Consider the following 18,316-nt stretch of genomic DNA (forward strand, 5'->3'; position numbering starts at 1 on the left):
AGGTCCTGGGGACCGCCGGGCCGGGGAGTGAGCCTGGTCACTCGGCGTCGAGCTCGGCACCGACCTCGTCGCTGATGTCGAAGTTGGCGAAGACGTTCTGCACGTCGTCGCTGTCCTCCAGGGCGTCGATCAGCTTGAAGATCTTGCGGGCGCCGTCGGCGTCCAGCGGGATCTGCAGGTCCGCCACGAAGTTGGCGTCGGCCGAGTCGTAGTCGATCCCGGCCTCCACCAGCGCGGTGCGGACGGCGACCATGTCGGTGGCCGCGCTGATCACCTCGAAGGTCTCACCGAGGTCGTTGACCTCCTCGGCGCCGGCGTCGAGGACGACCTCGAACACCTTGTCCTCGTCCACGCCGTCCGCCTTGGGGACGATCACGACGCCCTTGCGGTTGAACAGGTACGACACCGAGCCCGGGTCGGCCATGTTGCCGCCGTTGCGGGTCATCGCGACGCGCACGTCGGAGGCGGCCCGGTTGCGGTTGTCGGTGAGGCACTCGATGAGCACCGCGACGCCGTTCGGCCCGTAGCCCTCGTACATGATCGTCGAGTAGTCGGCGCCGCCGGCCTCCGCACCGTCGCCGCGCTTGACGGCGCGGTTGATGTTGTCGATCGGGACCGAGCTCTTCTTCGCCTTCTGGATGGCGTCGTAGAGCGTCGGGTTGCCCGCCGGGTCACTGCCGCCGGTGCGCGCCGCCACCTCGATGTTCTTGATCATCTTGGCGAAGAGCTTGCCGCGCTTGGCGTCGACCACGGCCTTCTTGTGCTTGGTGGTAGCCCACTTAGAGTGGCCGGACATCGCCAGCTCCTTTACGTCGCCAAAAGGGAAATGAACAGGAGAGATCTTACCGGTGCCGCACCACGGCGGGGGCACCGGTTCAGCGCGCGGCGGCCTCGACCATGCGCACGAAGTACGCGTGCACCCGGTGGTCGCCGGTCAGTTCGGGGTGGAACGAGGTCGCCAGCAGGTTGCCCTGACGGACCGCCACGATCCGGCTCTCCGGGCCGTCGGCGGCGGCCAGCTCGGCCAGCACCTCGACACCGGCGCCCACGGCCTCGACCCAGGGGGCGCGGATGAAGACGCCGTGCACCGGGTCGCCGCCCAGCCCCTCGAAGGCGATCGCGGACTCGAAGGACTCGTTCTGGCGGCCGAACGCGTTGCGGCGGACCGTCATGTCTATGCCGCCGACGGTCTCCTGGTCGTCCCGGCCGTCCAGGATCTTGTCCGCGAGCATGATCATGCCGGCGCACGAGCCGTAGACCGGCATCCCCCCGGCGACCCGCTCGCGCAGCGGCGCCATCATCCCGAAGGCCAGTGCCAGCTTGGACATCGTGGTGGACTCCCCGCCGGGGATCACCAGCGCGTCGACCTCGGCGAGCTCCTCGGGGCGGCGGACCGGGCGCGCGAGCGCGTCGGCCTCGGCGAGCGCGATCAGGTGCTCGCGGACATCGCCCTGGAGGGCCAGGACGCCGATGACTGGGGTGCTGCTGGACACGGTTGCTACCTCTTCGACTTCTTCTCGTACGGACTTCTCGTACGGGCTACGCGCGACGGCCCGCCGCGCCCGGTGCGTGCGCGCGGCGGGCCGTCGGGCCGGGACTACCAGCCGCGGTTGGCGTACCGCTCGGCCTCGGGCAGGGTGTCGCAGTTGATGCCGACCATGGCCTCGCCCAGACCGCGGGACACGTCCGCGATGACCTTCGGGTCGTCGAAGAAGGTGGTGGCCTTCACGACGGCGGCGGCGCGCTTGGCCGGGTCGCCGGACTTGAAGATGCCGGAGCCGACGAAGACGCCCTCGGCGCCGAGCTGCATCATCAGGGCGGCGTCGGCCGGGGTGGCGACGCCACCGGCGGAGAACAGCACGACCGGGAGCTTGCCCAGCTGGGCGACCTCCTTGACCAGCTCGTACGGCGCCTGGAGGTTCTTGGCGGCGACGAAGAGCTCGGTCTCGTCGAGGGTGGTGAGGCGCTTGATGTCGGCGCGGATCTGGCGCATGTGGCGGACGGCCTCGACCACGTTGCCGGTGCCGGCCTCGCCCTTGGAGCGGATCATGGCCGCGCCCTCGGCGATCCGGCGCAGGGCCTCGCCCAGGTTGGTGGCGCCGCAGACGAAGGGGGTGGTGAACGCCCACTTGTCGGAGTGGTTGACCTCGTCGGCCGGGGTGAGCACCTCGGACTCGTCGATGTAGTCGACGCCGAGGGCCTGGAGGACCTGGGCCTCGACGAAGTGGCCGATGCGGGACTTGGCCATCACCGGGATGGACACGGCGTTGATGATGCCGTCGATCATGTCGGGGTCCGACATCCGGGCGACGCCGCCGTCCTTGCGGATGTCGGCGGGGACCCGCTCCAGCGCCATGACGGCCACGGCGCCGGCGTCCTCGGCGATCTTCGCCTGCTCGGCGTTGACCACATCCATGATCACACCGCCCTTGAGCTGCTCGGCCATGCCGCGCTTGACCCGGGCGGTACCGATCTGCGGCTGGTCTGCGGTGATGGGGGTGGTGGACACGTGAGACCTCACTCGAAGATGAAAGTGCTATCGCCTTATGTTAGGCGGAGACGGACGGGGCCCCATGCGCCTCCAAGTCCATCCTGGCTGCCGGCATACGACAAAGAGGCCGAAGCCAGGCATCCCCGCCAGGGCACGGGCAGACCGGAGAGCGGGCCCGGCAGGGGCTCAGGCCGGGGCACCCTCGGGCGTGAGGGCGACCGGCGGGGCGTCGTCCATCTCGAACGCCATCGGGAACGGCGCCTTGCCCGCGAGCCGGAAGTACCGCACCAGGCGGTGCTCGCGCACCGCGCGCGCGGCCCGCACCGCATCGTTGTGGAACCGCCTGGCCATCGGCACCCGGCGTACCGCGGCCGTCAGATCCTTCACAGCTTCTTCACCACCGGGCGCCGCGAGCAGCGCCTCGGCCTGCTCGGGGTCGGCGAACACCGCACGCAGGGCGAGGCTCAGCTCGCTCTCCGCCACCTCACGGTGCTCGTCCTCCGCCTGCCTGGCCACGTGCGAGGCCTGATACAGCAGCAGCGAGGCCGCGGGATCCAGCCGGCCCGAGGTCGCCAGCTCCAGCGTCACCGACGCCCGCCGGACGAGCTGCGCGTCCAGCGCAGCCCGCGCGGCGTCGATCCGGGCGTGCAGGCGGTCCAGCCGGCCGGCCGTCCAACTCAGGTACATCCCGAACAGCACCACGGCCACAGCCGCCCAGATCCACGTAGTCACAGGGCGTAACGCTACCGGGTGCGGCCGGACCGGCCGGCGCCGAGCCCGCGGTCAGCCCGTGAGCGTCGCCTTGCGGTAGGCGGAGCCGTCGACCTCGACGACCTTCGCCGCCGCGTGCAGCCGCCGGCCCGGCGCCAGGGTCACCTGCTCCGCCAGCAGCGCCACCACGGCCTCGGCGAGCCCGGCCTTGGCCTCGGTGGTGCGCCCGGGGAAGACGTGGAACTCCACCAGTACGAGGTCCTGCTTCTCGGTCTCCCCGCCCACCACGACGGTCTCGTCCGCCCGGCGGAACCGGGTCTTGCAGGCCTCGGGGGCGGCGGCCAGGTGCTTGACGGCGAGCGCGTTCAGGGCGCGGCCGAGGGCCGGGCGGTCGAGGTCGTCCGCCAGGCCGGCGGAGTAGTCGACGGAGATCTGGGGCATCGGGGCCTCCGGGTGTCGGACTGGGTCTTCCGGCCACCCTAACCACCCGCCCGGGGCGTCCCCGAACCGCCCCGGGCCCCTCCCCGGACTCCCAGGTCAGCGCGCCGGGTCAGTCCCGCGCCAGGCCCAACCGCCCGCGCCAGCCGGTCCGTTCGTCCTCCACCGCGGCCACCGCGGTGGTGCCGTCGGTGACCGTCTCGTAGACCGCCAGGATGTCCGCGCCGACCGTCGACCAGTCGAAGCGCCGCACGTGCCGGGAGGCGGCCTTGCGCAGCTCCTCCAGCCGGTCCGGGGTGCCCAGCAGCCGGATCGCCGCGGCGGCCAGCGCGGCGGCGTCCTCGACCGGGAACAGTTCGCCGGCGTCGCCGCCGTCCAGGACCTGCTTGAACGCGTCCAGGTCGCTGGCCAGCACCGGCGCACCGGCCGACATCGCCTCGACCAGGATGATCCCGAAGCTCTCGCCACCGGTGTTCGGCGCCACGTACAGGTCGACGCTGCGCAGCAGCCGGGCCTTGTCCCGGTCGCTGACCATGCCGAGGAACTCCACCTGGGCCCGGACCTCGGGGGCGAGGCCGGCCACCGCCTCCTCCTCGTCGCCCTTGCCCGCCACCAGCAGCCGCACGCCGGGACGCGCCGCCAGGATCGCCGGCAGCGCGGCCAGCAGCGTCGGCAGGCCCTTGCGCGGCTCGTTGATCCGGCCGATGAAGCCGATGGTGCCCGGCCCGCCGCCGGCCGCGTCGCCCGTCCAGCGCGGGTCGGGCTCGGCCTCGGCGAAGAAGCCGACGTCGACGCCGTTGGGGATCACCACGGCGTCCCCGCCCAGGTGCTCGACCAGGGTGCGCCGCGCGTACTCGCTGACCGCGATCCGGGCCCGCATCTTCTCCAGGCCCGGCTGCAGGATCGGCGAGGCGGCGATCATCGCCCGCGACCGCGGGTTGGAGGTGTGGAAGGTCCCGACCATCGGGCCGGACGCCGCCCAGGCCGCCAGCATCGACAGGCTCGGCGAAGCCGGCTCGTGCACGTGCAGGATGTCGAAGCGGCCGTCGTTCAGCCAGCGCCGCACCCGGGCCGCCGACAGGATGCCGAAGCTCAGCCGCGCCACCGAACCGTTGTACGGCACCGCGACCGCCCGGCCCGCGGAGACGACGTAGGGCGGCAGCGCCTCGTCGTCCTCGGCCGGCGCCAGCACCGACACCTGGTGGCCGAGTGCGATCAGGTGCTCCGCCAGGTCCCGGATGTGGAACTGCACGCCGCCGGGGACGTCCCAGTCGTAGGGGCAGACGATGCCGATCTTCACCGGGTTCCTCTCTCGCTGCTTCAGGACCCGGCCGGCTCGGCGGCCGGCTCGGTGTCGGGTGCGGGCACCGGGCGCACCGCGGCGGCCGGCTCACGGGCCGCCAGGTCGGCCAGCCAGAGCCGCTGGAGCATGTGCCAGTCCTCGGGGTGCTCGGCGATGCCGTCGGCCCAGACGTCGGCCGTCGCCTGCACCATGGCCGCCGTCCGCTCCTTGCGGTCGCCCTCGGCGGGCGGCAGCACCTCGGGGTGGATCCGGCCGCGCATCAGCGGGCCGTCGTACCAGAGCGTCACCGGAAGCAGCGCCGCCCCCGTGCGCAGGCACAGGGCGGCCGGGCCGGCCGGCATCCGGGTGGCCTCGCCGAAGAAGGTGACCTCGATCCCGGCCTCAGAGAGGTCCCGGTCACCGACCAGGCACACCAGTTTCCCGGCCCGCAGCCGGCGCGCCAGGGTGCCGATGACCGAGACGTCGCTGCCGGTGAGCGGCAGCACCTCCATGCCGAGGCTCTCCCGGTACGCCACGAAGCGCTCGAACAGCCGCTCCGGCTCCAGCCGCTCGGCCACGGTCGTGAAGTGGTGCCCCACGTGCGAGGCCACCCAGGCGCCCGCCAGGTCCCAGTTGCCCATGTGCGGCAGCGCCACCACCGCGCCCCGCCCGGCCTCCATCACCGCGGTGAGGTTCTCCAGGCCCTCGATGACCACACCGTCGGCGATCCGCTGCCGGCTCCAGACCGGCAGCCGGAACGACTCCATCCAGTACCGCAGGTAAGAGCGCATGCCGGCCCGGGACAGCTCGCGCAGCCGGGCCTCGTCCACGCCGGGGCGCACCCGCAGCAGGTTGGCCTCCAGCTGGAGCACCCGCTTGCCGCGCCTGCGCCAGGCCGAGTCCGCGATCCGGTCGAACAGCCCCCGGGCGGCCGGCTCCGGCAGGTGCTTCAGGGCCGCCCAGCCCAGCGCGTACGCCGAGTAGACGACCCGGTCCTTCAGGACGTCGTTCATGCGGCCCCCCGGCTCTGCGCCTCGACGCGGTCCGCCTCGAACGCCTCGCGGCGCACCGTCAGCATCCGCTGGAACACCGTCACCAGGCTGCCCGCCGCGACCAGCCACAGGGCGATCGGCAGCAGCCACTCCACATAGGGCACCCCGAAGGTGTGCAGCCCCGCGACCCCGGCCGCGACCAGGCTGATCACCAGCCGCTCGGCCCGCTCCACCAGCCCGGAGACGTCGCAGGGCAGGCCCTGGCTCTCCGCCCGCGCCTTCGTGTAGGAGACCACCAGGCCGCTGGCCAGGCAGAAGATCGCCACGGCGCAGAGCAGGTCGTTGTCGCCCTGGCCCGCGTACCACATGGCGAGGCCGCCGAAGATCGCCGCGTCGGCGACCCGGTCCAGCGTGGAGTCCAGGAAGGCCCCCCACCGGCTGGTGCGGCCCAGCTGGCGGGCCATGTTCCCGTCCACCAGGTCGGAGAAGATGAAGAGCGTGATCGTGATGGTGCCCCAGAAGAACTCCCCGCGGGGGAAGAACACCAGCGCACCGGCCACCGAACCGGCGGTCCCGATCAGCGTCACCGCGTCCGGGCTCACACCCAGGCGGATCAGAAAGGCGGCGAACGGGGTCAGGACACGTGTGAAGAAGGCACGCGCGTATTTGTTGAGCATGGCCTTCCGGACCGCTCCGATCTCACCAGGTACCCGCCCGGGGCCGCGATCGGCGGCAGGCGGCCGAGTGGATCAGCCCACCCGGCGGACCCATGGTATCCACGCCGGTGGGCTCCGGCGCCCCACACCGGCGCCTGCGCGTCCGGCCCAACTGGCAACTACTCAAAGCACATCAGTACGCACACGGGGTGACGGGCGGAGTACGACGCAGGGCGCGTCCGGGGCACCCCGCCTAGACTTGGAGCGCCCGGCCCATGGCAGCCCCCGTCCCCACGGGAGGAGACCCCGATGCCCGACCGCGCGACCGCGCGCAACAGCGTGCGAACAGGGCAGGCGCCGGTCGTCGAACGCCCCGAACAGCTGCGCAACGTGGTGCTGGTCGGCTGCAGCGGCGTCGGCAAGACCACCCTCGCCGAATCCCTCGCCCTCGCCGCCGGCGCCGTCACCAGGGCCGGCCGGATCCCCGACGGCAACACCGTCTCGGACCACGAGGAGATCGAGCACCGCCAGCAGCGGTCCGTCCAGCTCGCCGTCCTGCCGCTGGAATGGCGCGACACCAAGATCAACCTGCTCGACCCGCCCGGCCACCCCGACTTCGCCGCCGAGCTGCGGGCCGGCCTGCACGCCGCCGACGCCGCCGTCTTCGTGGTCTCCGCCACCGACCCCGTCACCGCCCCCACCCGGGCCCTGTGGCGCGAGTGCACCGACGCGGGGATCCCGCGCGCCGTCGTGGTCGCCAAACTCGACGTCGCCCGCAGCACCTTCGAGGACATCCTGACCAGCTGTCACGACGCCTTCGGCCTCGGCCCGGACACCCTGCGCCCGCTCTTCCTCCCGCTGTACGACGGCGGGCGGCCCACCGGCTCGGTCGACCTGCTCACCGGCCGCCACTACGGCCGCGACGCACCGGCCGCCGACGGGCCGGCGGCACCCCGAGCCCCCGGGCCGGCCGAGGCCGCCGCCCGCGAGAGCCTCGTCGAAGCCATCTCCGGCCAGGACGACACCCTGATGGAGCGCTACCTCGCCGGCGACAGCCTCGACGCCGACGCCCTCGCGGACGGGCTGCGCCGCGAAGTGCTCGACTGCGCCCTGCACCCCGCTCTCGCCGCCACCGAGGACGGCCTCGGCGCCACCGAACTCCTCGACCTGATCGCCACCGCCTTCCCCGGCCCCACCGCCCGCCGGCACCCCGGCACTCCCGCCTGCGACCCCGACGCCCCGCTCGCCGCCCAGGTGATCCGGATCACCGGCGACGCCTACGTCGGCCGGATCAGCCTCGTCCACGTGCTCGCCGGCACGCTGCGCCCCGACATCCACGTCCAGGTCGCCGGGCCCGGCGACGGCGACCCCACCGACGAGCGCGTCACCGCGCTCACCGGCCCCTTCGGCAAGCAGCACCGGCCCGTCCCCGACGCCGTCGCCGGCGACCTCGTCTGCATCGCCAAGCTCACCAGCGCGCACCCCGGCGACACCCTCGGCGAGCCCGGCCGCCCCCCGCTGCGCCTGCCCGTCTGGCCGCTGCCCGAGCCCCTGCTGCCGGTCGCCGTCGAGGCCCACAGCAAGGCCGACGACGACAAGCTGTCACAGGCCCTCGCCCGGCTCACCGCCGAGGACCCGGCCCTGCGGCTGGAACAGAACGCCGACACCCACCAGCTCGTCCTGTGGTGCACCGGCGAGGCGCACGCCGAGGTCGTCCTGGACCGGCTGCGCAGCCGGCACGGCGTCCACGTCGAGACCGTCCCGCACCGGGTCGCCCTGCGCGAGACCTTCGCCACCGCGGCCGCCGGACACGGCCGGCTGGTCAAGCAGTCCGGCGGCCACGGCCAGTACGCCATCTGCGAACTGGAGGTCGAACCACTGCCCGCCGGAGCCGGCTTCGAGTTCCAGGAGCGGGTCGTCGGCGGCAGCGTGCCCAAGCACTTCATCCCCTCCGTCGAGAAGGGCCTGCGCGCCCAGCTCACCAAGGGCGTGGCCACCGGGCACCCGCTGACCGACGTCCGGGTCACCCTGGTGGACGGCAAGGCCCACTCGGTGGACTCCTCCGACTCCGCCTTCCAGAACGCCGCCGCGCTCGCCCTGCGCGACGCGGCCGGCCATGCCGTCATCCGGCTGCTGGAGCCGGTCGCCGCCGTCGGCGTGCTGCTGCCCGACGAGTACCTCGGCGCCGTCCTCGGCGACCTCTCCGCCCGGCGCGGCCGGGTCCTCGGCACCGAGACCGGCGGCCCCGGCCTCACCCTGCTGCGCGCCGAGGTCCCCGAGCTCGAACTCGCCCGCTACCCCGTCGACCTGCGCTCGCTCACCCACGGCACCGCCGGGTTCTCCCGCACCCACCTGCGCCACGAGCCGATGCCCACGGCACTGGCCGACAAGGTCACGGCCGCGGCTGACGACTAGCCAGGGCGCAGGCCCGCGTCCCGCCCGGCAGCCGGTAGCGGTTCGCCGCGACCCAGCGGTACGCCAGGGCCGCCACCGGCCGCACCGGCGCCAGCGCCAGCAGCCCGCCCAGCCAGGCCGGCGCCCCGCCGGAGCGCATCAGCAGCCGCGCCACCGCCTGCGCCCCGCCATACACCCGGCCGCCCGGCGTCACCCAGAGCACCTCCCGCTCGGCCCGCTCCCGCGACACCTCGCCCCGGCCGCTGGCCCGCGCGTCCAGTTCGGCGAGATCGGCGGACCGGTACGCCACCGCGTCCCAGCCGCCCGAGGCCAGCGTCTGGCGCAGGTAGCGCTCCGCCACGGCGACGCACGCCGTGCAGAAGGCGCAGTCTCCGTCGAAGACCAGCACCGGGTCCTTCGTCACTGCTCGGTTCATGAGCCGATCGTCCCCCATCCGGCCGCGGGAACGGCGTCCGACGGCACCGGACGGGCCGTCCGAGGGTGGAAGCCGCCCGATCCGGGGAACGTATGGGAGGCGATGCGAAAAGGCCGGTAACGGACGCTGCGTGACGGCTCTTCAGACGATCACCCGCACGGCGGCCCCGCGGCACGGTAACCTGCCGCTGACAAGGGGAGGAGGGCACACCACCCGTGACCAAACTCGACATGACCCCGGGCGCACAGATACCCCGGACGGATGCCGGCCCGCAGACGGCGGTCACCCAGGCGCTCTCCTCGGCCGCGTACCGCGACTCCGAGCTCTCCGCCTTCGAGGACCTCCAACCGGGCAAGATCAAGGCCGGGCGGTTCAGGCTGCTCCGGCCCAACCTGGGCGAGGCCTTCAGCAAGGCCGTGATCTCCCGGACGCTCGGCGCCAAGCGCAATCCGCTCGTCCCGTCCTTCGGCGTGGACGCCCGGATGGTCGTCCAGCACTGCCTGGCCGCCCAGGAGCTGCGCGACGCCCGCGACCGGCAGCTCACCATCATCACGCTGGTGAGCGGCCTGCTCTTCCTGCCCGGCACCCTGCTCTGGCTCGGCGCCTTCCAGCTCCGCGCCTGGCTGCGGAAGGACGACTCCAGCCGCGACCAGTTCTTCGGCACCCTGGTGCTCGTCGGCGTCGGCCTGATCGCCGTGCTGCTCGCGATCCGGCCTCCGGTCGGCGGCGTCTGGTCGCTGTACTTCCGGGTGATGACGATCGCCCCGGTGGTCGGCTGGTACCTCGCCAAGCGGATCGTGCTGCGCAGCACCCTGGACCTCCGGGCCCGCTGGCTCGCCCTGGTCGAGGGCAACGGGCCCGCCGCGACCGTGCCCAAGGCCGTGCCGCGCGACGACATGGACAAGAAGGCCGCCACCCTCAAGGCCCAGCTCGGCCGCCTGGAGGCCGAGCAGGAGACCAACATCCAGCACTACGCGGGCCCGAAGGGCCTGCTCGGCGCGGGCCGGCGCTGGGGCTCGTGGAACGTCAGCGCGGAGCTGAAGCCCGCCGAGGGCCACCCGGACTTCCGGACGTTCCACACCTGGGACCTCGCCCGCAAGATCTCCGAGCGTCTCGGCGGCCTGCGCCGCAGTGACGTCGCCAACGGCGGCATGCCGGCCTACTCGGTGAACCACTGGGTCGTCCAGCACATCCCCGAGGGCGCGGACGAGATCGGCCGCCCCGGCGGCGCGGACATGGACGGCGACGGCTTCGTGATGCGCGACTTCGCCGTCCAGGCCGTCGCCAACCGGCAGTCCTTCGGCCAGAGCGCGCCGCGGCACTGTGTGGCCGTCCAGTTCGTGATGCACCAGGGGCAGGTCGTCTCCACCGTGACGGTCGAGATCAGCGTGCTCGCCAACATCCTGGAGATCACCGTGGCCGGGCACGCCCTCGGGCCGATCCACGGCCTGTTCACGGGCAAGCCCAAGCCCAAGGAGCTGACCCGCCAGAAGAGCGGCAAGTTCTGGGAGGAGGAGACCATCCAGCTCCCCCTCATCGACAACGACGAAGTGGTGCGCCAGGCCCTGCGCGCGCCGTTCATGCGCGCCCCCGTGCTGCTCGGCTGGCTCGGCGGCGGCATGGGCCTGCCCGAGCCCTTCGGCCTCCGTTCCACCTGGGTCAGCAAGACCTGGGCGAGCCGGGACAAGACCGACGACGTGCTGCGCAGCGCGGCCCCGGTCGTCGCCGCCGTCACGGCCGCGCTGGTCGACTTCCTCGACGAGCACGACGTGGACAGCAGCCGCTTCACCAACCGGGTGGGCATCCTGAAGTCCGAGATGCAGGGCATCCGGCCGTTCCTCTTCGACGAGTACAACGCCGGCTGACGCCGGCCCCGCAACGCCCCGTGGCCCGTACCGTCCGACGACGGTACGGGCCACGGGGCGTTTGCGCGGGCGGTGTCAGCCCCGCGGCCAGGCCTCGGCCAGCATCTTGCGGGTGTCCGCGAGGAGCTGCGGCAGCACCTTGGTGTGGCCGACCACCGGCATGAAGTTGGTGTCCCCGCCCCAGCGCGGCACCACGTGCTGGTGCAGGTGCGCCGCGATGCCGGCGCCCGCCGCCGCGCCCTGGTTCATCCCGATGTTGAAGCCGTGCGCCCCGGAGGCGGCGCGCAGCGCGGTCATCGCGTTCTTGGTGAAGACCGCCAGCTCGTCCGTCTCGGTGGCGTCCAGCTCCGTGTAGTCGGCGACGTGCCGGTACGGGACGACCATCAAGTGCCCGCCGTTGTACGGGTACAGGTTGAGCACGGCGAAGACGGCGTCGCCGCGCGCGATCACCAGCCCCTCCTCGTCGCTCAGCGCCGGGATCGAGCAGAACGGACAACCGTCGTCCGGAGCCGGGCCGGTGGGCTTGTTCTCGCCCTGGATGTAGGCCATCCGATGGGGGGTCCACAGGCGGCGGAAGCCGTCCGGCTCCCCGACGCCCCGTTGCAGTTCCGGCTCACTCGTCATGCTGATCAGCATATTCGCCGCACGCGGCTTGCAAAGCAGCGCGGGGCAGACTCGTGCTGAGCCTGCCCCGCGTCACGTACCCTGCACCGTCACACCTGGACGCGGCGCTCCACGGCGTCGACGATCTCGGCGACGGCCTCGGCCAGCGGCACGCCGTTCTTCTGCTCGCCGTTGCGGTAGCGGAAGGACACCGCGCCCGCCTCGACGTCGTCGTTGCCGGCGATCAGCATGAACGGGACCTTGGACTTCTGGGCGTTGCGGATCTTCTTCTGCATCCGGTCGTCCGAGGTGTCGACCTCGACCCGGATCCCCTGCTTCTTGAGCTCGGCCGCGACCTCCAGCAGGTACGGCACGTGCTCGTCGGTGATCGGGATGCCGGTCACGGTGACGGGGGCGAGCCACGGCGGCATGGCGCCGGCGTAGTGCTCCAGCAGCACCGCGAAGAAGCGCTCGATCGAGCCGAACAGCGCCCGGTGGATCATGACCGGCTGCTGACGGGTGCCGTCCGCCGCGGTGTACTCCAGGTCGAAGCGCTCGGGGAGGTTGAAGTCGAGCTGGATGGTGCTCATCTGCCAGGTGCGGCCGATCGCGTCCGTCGCCTGGACGGAGATCTTCGGACCGTAGAAGGCGGCGCCGCCCGGGTCCGGGACGAGCGGCAGGCCCTGCTTCTCGGCCACCTTGCGAAGGACCTCGGTGGCCTCCTCCCAGGTCTCGTCGGACCCGACGAACTTCTCCGGGTCCTTGGTCGAGAGCTCCAGGTAGAAGTCGGTCAGGCCGTAGTCGCGCAGCAGGCCGAGCACGAAGGTGAGGGTCGAGTCGAGCTCGTCCGCCATCTGCTCACGGGTGCAGTAGATGTGCGCGTCGTCCTGGGTGAAGCCGCGGGCGCGGGTCAGGCCGTGCACGACGCCCGACTTCTCGTACCGGTACACCGTCCCGAACTCGAAGAGGCGCAGCGGCAGTTCGCGGTACGACCGGCCTCGCGCGTCGAAGATCAGGTTGTGCATCGGGCAGTTCATGGGCTTGAGGTAGTAGTCCGTGCCCTCGTCGAGCTGCATGGGGGGGTACATGCCGTCGGCGTACCAGTCGAGGTGGCCGCTCTTCTCGAAGAGCTTCCCCTTGGTGGCGTGCGGGGTGTAGACGAACTCGTACCCCTCCTCCTCGTGCCGCTTGCGCGAGTAGTCCTCCATCGTGCGGCGGATGATGCCGCCCTTCGGGTGGAAGACCGCGAGGCCGGAGCCGATCTCCTCCGGGATGGAGAAGAGGTCGAGCTCGCTGCCGAGCTTGCGGTGGTCGCGCTTCTCGGCCTCGACCAGGAAGTCGAGGTGTGCCTTCAGCTCGTCCTTGGTCGGCCAGGCGGTGCCGTAGATGCGCTGGAGCATCGGGTTCTTCTCGCTGCCGCGCCAGTAGGCGGCCGCGTTGCGCATCAGCTTGAAGGCCGGGATCTGCCGGGTGCTCGGCAGGTGCGGGCCGCGGCAGAGGTCGCCCCAGCACTGCTCGCCGGTCTTGGCGTCCAGGTTGTCGTAGATGGTCAGCTCGGCGCCGCCCACCTCGACGCTGGAGCCGTCCTCGGCGGAGGCGGAGCCCTTGAGGCCGATCAGCTCGATCTTGTACGGCTCGGCGGCCAGCTCCTCGCGGGCGGCCTCGTCGGTGATCACCCGGCGGGAGAACTTCTGCCCCCGCTTGATGATCTCCTGCATCTTCTTCTCGATGGCCTTGAGGTCATCGGGGTGGAACGGCTTCTCGACGTCGAAGTCGTAGTAGAAGCCGTCCTTGACCGGCGGGCCGATGCCGAGCTTGGCCTCGGGGAAGAGCTGCTGCACGGCCTGCGCCATCACGTGCGCGGTGGAGTGCCGCAGGATGTCGAGGCCGTCCTTGCTGCCGATCGCGACGGGCTCGACCTCGTCGCCGTCCTGGACGGCGTACGCGAGGTCCTTGAGCGCGCCGGCGACCCGGGCGGCGATGATCGAGCGGTCGTCGGCGAAGAGCTCGGCGGCCGTCGTGCCCGTGGTCACCACGCGCTCTTCCCGATCGGGTTCGCGGTTGATGATTACCCGGACGTCCGTCACCGGTCTCTCCTGACGTGCTGGATGTATGTGTGACGCAGCACTTCACTGCGCGTTCACGATGGTACCGAGAGCGGAGGCCGCCTCGCGCACCTATACGGCCCCAGGACCTCCCGGGGCTCCGAGGCCGCTTTCCCGCCGCTCCCCCGCTACTCGCCGTCCCCCTCCCCGAGCGTCTTGAGCAGCCGCTCGCGCTCCCCCTCCTCCAGCCGGACGGGCCGGAGGTCGCGGGGGTGGCCGAGCCTGCGGAAGCCGCCGCGCCGCTCCAGCCGGCCGCTCACCTGTACGGGGGCGCCCGCCAGGTGCGCCTCGGCGGCCAGCCGGTACGCGCGGTCCTCCAGCCGGACCCGCACCTCGGCGACCTCGGCGCCGCTCAGCACCCGCAGCCGCACCGAGCCGGGGCCGGCCGGGCCGCCGCGCTTGAGCCGGACGACGGCGCCGACGACGGTGACCTGGACGGCGGGCTCGATCCGCTCCAGCAGTGCGGCGGCCTCCTCCAGGGCGGGCAGGTCGCCGGGCGAGAACTCCAGGGTGATCCGGCGGTCGCCGAACCCGCCGGGGGTGCCGACCGCCGCCGACCAGGCCACCGACACCTGCGCGGCGGTGGAGCCCCGGACGAGCTGCTGGACGGCGTCCACCAGCTCGCGGCTGACGCCGGTCTGCACGGCGTTCTCGAACGCCTCCAGGCCGCCGCTGACCCGCCGGTAGTCGACCGCGTCCCGCAGTGCCTCCAGGGCCCGCACCAGCGTGGTCACGGCGGCGCGGCCCTCCGGCGCGGGCGTGTACGCGGTGAGGCCGCCCACCCCGGCACCGGGCGCCACGACCAGCGCCCGCTCCACGAAGGCCCCGGCGAAGCCGTCGAGCCTGGCCCCGAAGTACGCGGCCCTGGTCCGCCCGGCCTTGGCGGCGGCGGCGAGCATCGCCCGCGCCGCCCGGCGCAGCTCCTCGTCCCCCGCCCAGGGCACCGCCCCGGGCACCCCCGGGACGTCCCGCCGCCACTGGATCTCGTCCCCCGGCACGGTGAGCGCGACCAGGATCGAGCGGGCGGACGGGCTGCGCGATCGGGAGAGCGCGGTGACGGCGTCGGCGAGCAGGTCCACCGCGTCGTCGAACCCGCCGCCGGCCGGCACCAGCAGGCTGGTGTCGGGGTCGGTGTCGCCGGGCGGGGTCCAGCGGCCGTACCTGGCCGTGGGCCCGCCGCGCCGGACCCAGCCGTGCCGGGCCAGCAGCGTGGCCAGCACCACCGGGTCGACCGCCGCCGGGTCCGGCAGGGCCGGCGCTCCGTCCTCGGACATCCGGATACCCGTACCCGTCATGCGTCAGCTCCTCCCAGCAGGGGGCGCAGGGCGCTCACGGGCTGCCGCCCGCGCCGACCCTGGCCATGATCTCGCACAGTGCCCGGTCGTCGAAGACCCTGGCGACCGGCACTCGGACGTTGGTGCGCCGCTGCCCGGTCACCGGGTGGCCGGCCAGGTTGATCCAGTAGCAGCAGTGCCGCAGCTCCAGGGCGTCCGGCCGGGCCGCCAGCCAGTGGTCGACCTGGCGCGGCAGCAGCATGACCACCAGGATCTTCGGCACGGCGACCTGCGCGCGGGCCAGTTTGCGCAGGTGGGCGTTGTCCAGCGTGAAGCTGAAGAAGGGGCCGGCCGGGGCGGCGGCGATCTGCTGGGTGGCCTTCAGCTGGATCTTGATGGTGACCTCGTCGTCGACCGCGTGGGCCGCCGAGCCGTGGCTGACCTGCCAGTCGATCCCGTTGTCCGGGAACGGCTGCGAGAGCGAGCAGCCGGCCGCGGCGGCGACCGCGTGCAGGTAGGCCACCTGGAGGGTCTCCATGCAGGCCGTGGTCGCCAGGTTGCCGCGCAGCACGGCCGCCGTCTCCTCGGGCCGCGGTTGTGTCAGCGCCATGGCTGCCGCCTCCCCCCGCCTGGGCGCGTGGCCGGTCCGGATTCGAACAGACCTCCATCGGAATGATCCCCGAGGCCGCCGCCACCAAACGGTTGAGTGGCCGTCAGAACGGGGTATCACCAGTGCAGGACGAGACCGGGCGGGTGTGCACCGCCGGTCCTCGGCGGTGCACCGCCCGCCCGGTCTCCCCGGCCCTGGCAGAGAGAGCGCAGCAGTACCCGAAGTACCTGAGGGGCAGTCATGCAGCAGCAGTGGTTCGCGGGCCCGCTCGCCTCCTTCGACACCGAGACCACCGGCGTGGACGTCGAGACCGATCGCATCGTCTCCGCCGCCCTGGTCGTCCAACTCGCGCCCGGGGCCGCCCCGCAGGCCGCCACCTGGCTCGCCGATCCGGGGGTGCCGATCCCCGACGGCGCCCGCGCGGTACACGGCATCACCGACGAACACGTCCGCGCCCACGGGCGGCCGCCGCGCACCGTGGTGGCGGAGATCGCCCGCGCGCTCGGCGAGCAGGCGCGGGCCGGGACGCCGCTGGTGGTGATGAACGCGCCGTACGACCTGACGCTGCTGGACCGGGAGTTGCGCCGCCACCGGGGCGCCTCGCTGACGGACTTCCTGGGCGGCGCCGAGCTGGTGATACTCGATCCGCGGGTGCTCGACAAGCACATCGACCGCTACCGCAAGGGCCGCCGGACGCTCACCGACCTGTGCGCGCACTACGGCGTGGAGCTGGCCGGCGCGCACGACGCCTCGGCGGACGCGACGGCGGCGATGGGCCTGGTCCGGACGATCGCCGCCCGCTACCCGGGCGCGCTGGGCGGATTGAGCCCGGGCGAGCTGCACCTGCGGCAGCGGGTGTGGCACGCGGCGCAGGCCCGCGGGCTGCAGAACTGGTTCGACCGCTCCGGCACACCGGAGCGGGTGGACCTCTCCTGGCCGCTGCGCCCGGTGCGTTGCGCGTGCGGTCGGCGGCTGTCGGCGGAGCACCGCTGCGAAGCGGCGGCGTGACATGCGACAGGCCCCGACCGGCGATTCGGTCAGGGCCTGCTGCTGTCCGGTGGGCGATACTGGGATCGAACCAGTGACCCCTTCGGTGTGAACGAAGTGCTCTCCCGCTGAGCTAATCGCCCGGGTGCAGGGAAAACATTACCGCATCCCGAAGGCTGCTCCGAACACCCCGCCCGCCGGGCCGGCGGGCTCCGGCAGCCCCGCCGGGGTCAGGACAGCTTCCACGGCATGGTCAGCCCGTACTTCCACAGGTACCAGCCGCCGAGCGCCGCGATCACCGTCAGCCCGATCGCGGTGAGCGTGATGTTGCGGCGCCGCACCCGCGGATCCATCGCCTTCTGCGCGGCCTCGGCCACCTTGCGCCTGGTCCAGCGCAGGGCCAGCTGGGCCCAGACGAACTCGGTCGCCCAGATGCCCATGCCGAGGAAGATGACCACCCAGCCCGGCCCGGGCAGCGGCAGCATCACCACGCCGAGCGCCACCACGGCGAGACCGGCGAGGAAGATCACCACCTGCCAGCTCAGGTGGAGCGGCCGCGAGCGCCTGATGAAGTGCGGCGCCCGGGAGCCCAGCGGCCGGCCCCCGTCCTGCGTGTCCGGCGCCTCCTCCGGACCCCCCGTCCCGTCCACCACGGCCTCCCCCGATCTCGTGTTGTCGCTTCGTACAGCCATGCCGAGAAAACTAGCCGAGAACGGCCCCCGGTAATCGGTCGCCCCGCGTGCCGTGGCGATTCCGCAATGCTCCGGAAGGGGTACGACTCGCGCTCGAATCGGGACAGAGGGGTTTACATCGGTCGTGGAGGTGGGATGGTCCGTTCGCCGACGTGCGAATCCCCGAGCGCACACTGAGCGAAAGGCCATGGCGCTTATGAACACCACGGTCAGCTGCGAGCTGCACCTGCGCCTCATCGTGTCCAGCGAGTCCTCGCTGCCCGTCCCCGCGGGCCTGCGCTACGACACCGCCGACCCCTATGCCGTGCACGCCACCTTCCACACCGGCGCCGACGAGACCGTCGAGTGGGTGTTCGCCCGAGATCTCCTTGCGGAGGGGCTGCACCGACCGACCGGTACCGGAGACGTCCGGGTGTGGCCCTCGCGCAGTCACGGCCAGGGAGTGGTCTGCATCGCGCTGAGCTCTCCGGAAGGAGAAGCCCTGCTGGAGGCCCCGGCCCGCGCGCTTGAGTCTTTTCTCAAGCGGACGGACGCCGCGGTGCCACCCGGCACCGAACACCGTCACTTCGACCTCGACCGGGAGCTGTCGCACATCCTCGCCGAAAGCTGACTTCGCCGCAGGGCCCACCCCGCCGCACGGCGAGGTGGTCGTCCCTGCCGGAGCGCGGCCGTCCTACTCGGGGGCACGGCCGCACGTCCTGCCGCACACCACGCGGCCTCGGGGCCGGTTCCCGGTCCGCTCCCACCGGAGCGGACCGGGAGGCCGGATCACCCGGGCAG

General features: G+C 72.7%; 18 protein-coding genes and 1 tRNA gene. 4 read left to right on the forward strand and 15 right to left on the reverse strand.

The window, feature by feature from the left end:
* Positions 1–37 precede the first annotated feature (37 nt).
* The 8 genes from ACFUK0_RS35000 to pgsA form a co-directional block, all read right to left on the reverse strand.
* Positions 38–796, reverse strand: a complete 759-nt coding sequence (locus ACFUK0_RS35000; RefSeq protein ID WP_380257129.1) for a YebC/PmpR family DNA-binding transcriptional regulator — start codon at positions 794–796, stop codon at positions 38–40.
* A gap of 79 nt (positions 797–875) precedes the next feature.
* Positions 876–1,493 carry a pyridoxal 5'-phosphate synthase glutaminase subunit PdxT gene (gene pdxT, locus ACFUK0_RS35005; RefSeq protein ID WP_380257131.1) on the reverse strand — a complete coding sequence of 206 codons (618 nt, stop codon included), beginning with the start codon at positions 1,491–1,493 and terminating at the stop codon, positions 876–878.
* Positions 1,494–1,597: 104 nt separating this feature from the next.
* Complete coding sequence (pdxS, locus tag ACFUK0_RS35010) at positions 1,598–2,509, reverse strand: pyridoxal 5'-phosphate synthase lyase subunit PdxS (protein WP_073921495.1); 912 nt, start codon at positions 2,507–2,509, stop codon at positions 1,598–1,600.
* 168 nt (positions 2,510–2,677) lie between these two features.
* Positions 2,678–3,178, reverse strand: a complete 501-nt coding sequence (locus ACFUK0_RS35015; RefSeq protein ID WP_380257159.1) for a hypothetical protein — start codon at positions 3,176–3,178, stop codon at positions 2,678–2,680.
* Positions 3,179–3,274: 96 nt separating this feature from the next.
* Complete coding sequence (locus ACFUK0_RS35020) at positions 3,275–3,643, reverse strand: 5-carboxymethyl-2-hydroxymuconate Delta-isomerase (protein ID WP_380257133.1); 369 nt, start codon at positions 3,641–3,643, stop codon at positions 3,275–3,277.
* Between the two features lie 109 nt (positions 3,644–3,752).
* Positions 3,753–4,940 carry a glycosyltransferase family 4 protein gene (locus ACFUK0_RS35025; protein ID WP_380257135.1) on the reverse strand — a complete coding sequence of 396 codons (1,188 nt, stop codon included), beginning with the start codon at positions 4,938–4,940 and terminating at the stop codon, positions 3,753–3,755.
* A 20-nt stretch (positions 4,941–4,960) separates the two neighbouring features.
* The gene (locus ACFUK0_RS35030; protein WP_380257137.1) at positions 4,961–5,935 is read right to left on the reverse strand and encodes a phosphatidylinositol mannoside acyltransferase; all 975 of its coding nucleotides are present in this window, start codon (positions 5,933–5,935) and stop codon (positions 4,961–4,963) included.
* Positions 5,932–6,591 (reverse strand): phosphatidylinositol phosphate synthase, encoded by a 660-nt coding sequence (gene pgsA, locus ACFUK0_RS35035; protein ID WP_380257139.1) that lies wholly within the window; start codon positions 6,589–6,591, stop codon positions 5,932–5,934. Before pgsA ends, ACFUK0_RS35030 begins: the two co-directional genes overlap by 4 nt.
* A 288-nt stretch (positions 6,592–6,879) precedes the next feature.
* Here pgsA and ACFUK0_RS35040 point away from each other — a divergent pair, with 288 nt between their 5' ends.
* Positions 6,880–8,985, forward strand: a complete 2,106-nt coding sequence (locus ACFUK0_RS35040; protein ID WP_380257141.1) for an elongation factor G-like protein EF-G2 — start codon at positions 6,880–6,882, stop codon at positions 8,983–8,985.
* Here the strand turns inward: ACFUK0_RS35040 and ACFUK0_RS35045 are convergent.
* A complete protein-coding gene (locus ACFUK0_RS35045) occupies positions 8,963–9,400 on the reverse strand; it encodes a thiol-disulfide oxidoreductase DCC family protein (protein ID WP_380257143.1) in 438 nt (145 codons plus the stop codon). The genes ACFUK0_RS35040 and ACFUK0_RS35045 overlap by 23 nt on opposite strands.
* A gap of 215 nt (positions 9,401–9,615) precedes the next feature.
* Here ACFUK0_RS35045 and ACFUK0_RS35050 point away from each other — a divergent pair, with 215 nt between their 5' ends.
* Positions 9,616–11,265, forward strand: coding sequence for a hypothetical protein (locus tag ACFUK0_RS35050; RefSeq protein ID WP_380257145.1), 1,650 nt, complete (start codon positions 9,616–9,618; stop codon positions 11,263–11,265).
* 75 nt (positions 11,266–11,340) lie between these two features.
* Here ACFUK0_RS35050 and ACFUK0_RS35055 read toward each other — a convergent pair whose 3' ends face one another.
* The 4 genes from ACFUK0_RS35055 to ACFUK0_RS35070 form a co-directional block, all read right to left on the reverse strand.
* The gene (locus tag ACFUK0_RS35055) at positions 11,341–11,901 is read right to left on the reverse strand and encodes an HIT family protein (RefSeq protein WP_380257147.1); all 561 of its coding nucleotides are present in this window, start codon (positions 11,899–11,901) and stop codon (positions 11,341–11,343) included.
* 77 nt (positions 11,902–11,978) lie between these two features.
* Positions 11,979–13,955: a threonine--tRNA ligase gene (gene thrS / locus ACFUK0_RS35060; protein WP_380257149.1), complete on the reverse strand. Its 1,977-nt coding sequence runs from the start codon at positions 13,953–13,955 to the stop codon at positions 11,979–11,981.
* Between the two features lie 146 nt (positions 13,956–14,101).
* Complete coding sequence (locus ACFUK0_RS35065; RefSeq protein WP_380257151.1) at positions 14,102–15,268, reverse strand: hypothetical protein; 1,167 nt, start codon at positions 15,266–15,268, stop codon at positions 14,102–14,104.
* Positions 15,269–15,302: 34 nt separating this feature from the next.
* Complete coding sequence (locus tag ACFUK0_RS35070; protein ID WP_380257153.1) at positions 15,303–15,857, reverse strand: DUF4365 domain-containing protein; 555 nt, start codon at positions 15,855–15,857, stop codon at positions 15,303–15,305.
* Between the two features lie 240 nt (positions 15,858–16,097).
* On the opposite strand from ACFUK0_RS35070, the gene ACFUK0_RS35075 reads away from it, so the two are divergent.
* Positions 16,098–16,865 (forward strand): 3'-5' exonuclease, encoded by a 768-nt coding sequence (locus tag ACFUK0_RS35075; protein WP_380257155.1) that lies wholly within the window; start codon positions 16,098–16,100, stop codon positions 16,863–16,865.
* Between the two features lie 50 nt (positions 16,866–16,915).
* Here ACFUK0_RS35075 and ACFUK0_RS35080 read toward each other — a convergent pair.
* Together ACFUK0_RS35080 and ACFUK0_RS35085 are read right to left on the reverse strand one after the other, a co-directional pair.
* A tRNA-Val gene (locus ACFUK0_RS35080) sits at positions 16,916–16,987 on the reverse strand.
* Positions 16,988–17,074: 87 nt separating this feature from the next.
* Positions 17,075–17,536, reverse strand: a complete 462-nt coding sequence (locus ACFUK0_RS35085) for a TIGR02611 family protein (RefSeq protein ID WP_380257157.1) — start codon at positions 17,534–17,536, stop codon at positions 17,075–17,077.
* Between the two features lie 196 nt (positions 17,537–17,732).
* On the opposite strand from ACFUK0_RS35085, the gene ACFUK0_RS35090 reads away from it, so the two are divergent.
* The gene (locus tag ACFUK0_RS35090; RefSeq protein ID WP_030056266.1) at positions 17,733–18,146 is read left to right on the forward strand and encodes an SsgA family sporulation/cell division regulator; all 414 of its coding nucleotides are present in this window, start codon (positions 17,733–17,735) and stop codon (positions 18,144–18,146) included.
* Positions 18,147–18,316: the final 170 nt, after the last annotated feature.

It is taken from the genome of Kitasatospora sp. NPDC057223 (genome assembly GCF_042669755.1).
In the GTDB taxonomy this organism is placed as follows: Bacteria; Actinomycetota; Actinomycetes; order Streptomycetales; family Streptomycetaceae; genus Kitasatospora.

Excerpts from the sequence above, each read along its gene's own strand:
- ACFUK0_RS35000 (WP_380257129.1), bottom strand. The coding sequence starts at position 796 with ATGTCCGGCCACTCTAAGTGGGCTACCACCAAGCACAAGAAGGCCGTG.
- ACFUK0_RS35015 (WP_380257159.1), bottom strand. The coding sequence starts at position 3,178 with ATGTACCTGAGTTGGACGGCCGGCCGGCTGGACCGCCTGCACGCCCGG.
- ACFUK0_RS35020 (WP_380257133.1), bottom strand. The coding sequence starts at position 3,643 with ATGCCCCAGATCTCCGTCGACTACTCCGCCGGCCTGGCGGACGACCTC.
- ACFUK0_RS35030 (WP_380257137.1), bottom strand. The coding sequence starts at position 5,935 with ATGAACGACGTCCTGAAGGACCGGGTCGTCTACTCGGCGTACGCGCTG.
- pgsA (WP_380257139.1), bottom strand. The coding sequence starts at position 6,591 with ATGCTCAACAAATACGCGCGTGCCTTCTTCACACGTGTCCTGACCCCG.
- ACFUK0_RS35040 (WP_380257141.1), top strand. The coding sequence starts at position 6,880 with ATGCCCGACCGCGCGACCGCGCGCAACAGCGTGCGAACAGGGCAGGCG.
- ACFUK0_RS35045 (WP_380257143.1), bottom strand. The coding sequence starts at position 9,400 with ATGAACCGAGCAGTGACGAAGGACCCGGTGCTGGTCTTCGACGGAGAC.
- ACFUK0_RS35055 (WP_380257147.1), bottom strand. The coding sequence starts at position 11,901 with ATGCTGATCAGCATGACGAGTGAGCCGGAACTGCAACGGGGCGTCGGG.
- ACFUK0_RS35065 (WP_380257151.1), bottom strand. The coding sequence starts at position 15,268 with ATGACGGGTACGGGTATCCGGATGTCCGAGGACGGAGCGCCGGCCCTG.
- ACFUK0_RS35070 (WP_380257153.1), bottom strand. The coding sequence starts at position 15,857 with ATGGCGCTGACACAACCGCGGCCCGAGGAGACGGCGGCCGTGCTGCGC.
- ACFUK0_RS35075 (WP_380257155.1), top strand. The coding sequence starts at position 16,098 with ATGCAGCAGCAGTGGTTCGCGGGCCCGCTCGCCTCCTTCGACACCGAG.
- ACFUK0_RS35085 (WP_380257157.1), bottom strand. The coding sequence starts at position 17,536 with ATGGCTGTACGAAGCGACAACACGAGATCGGGGGAGGCCGTGGTGGAC.
- ACFUK0_RS35090 (WP_030056266.1), top strand. The coding sequence starts at position 17,733 with ATGAACACCACGGTCAGCTGCGAGCTGCACCTGCGCCTCATCGTGTCC.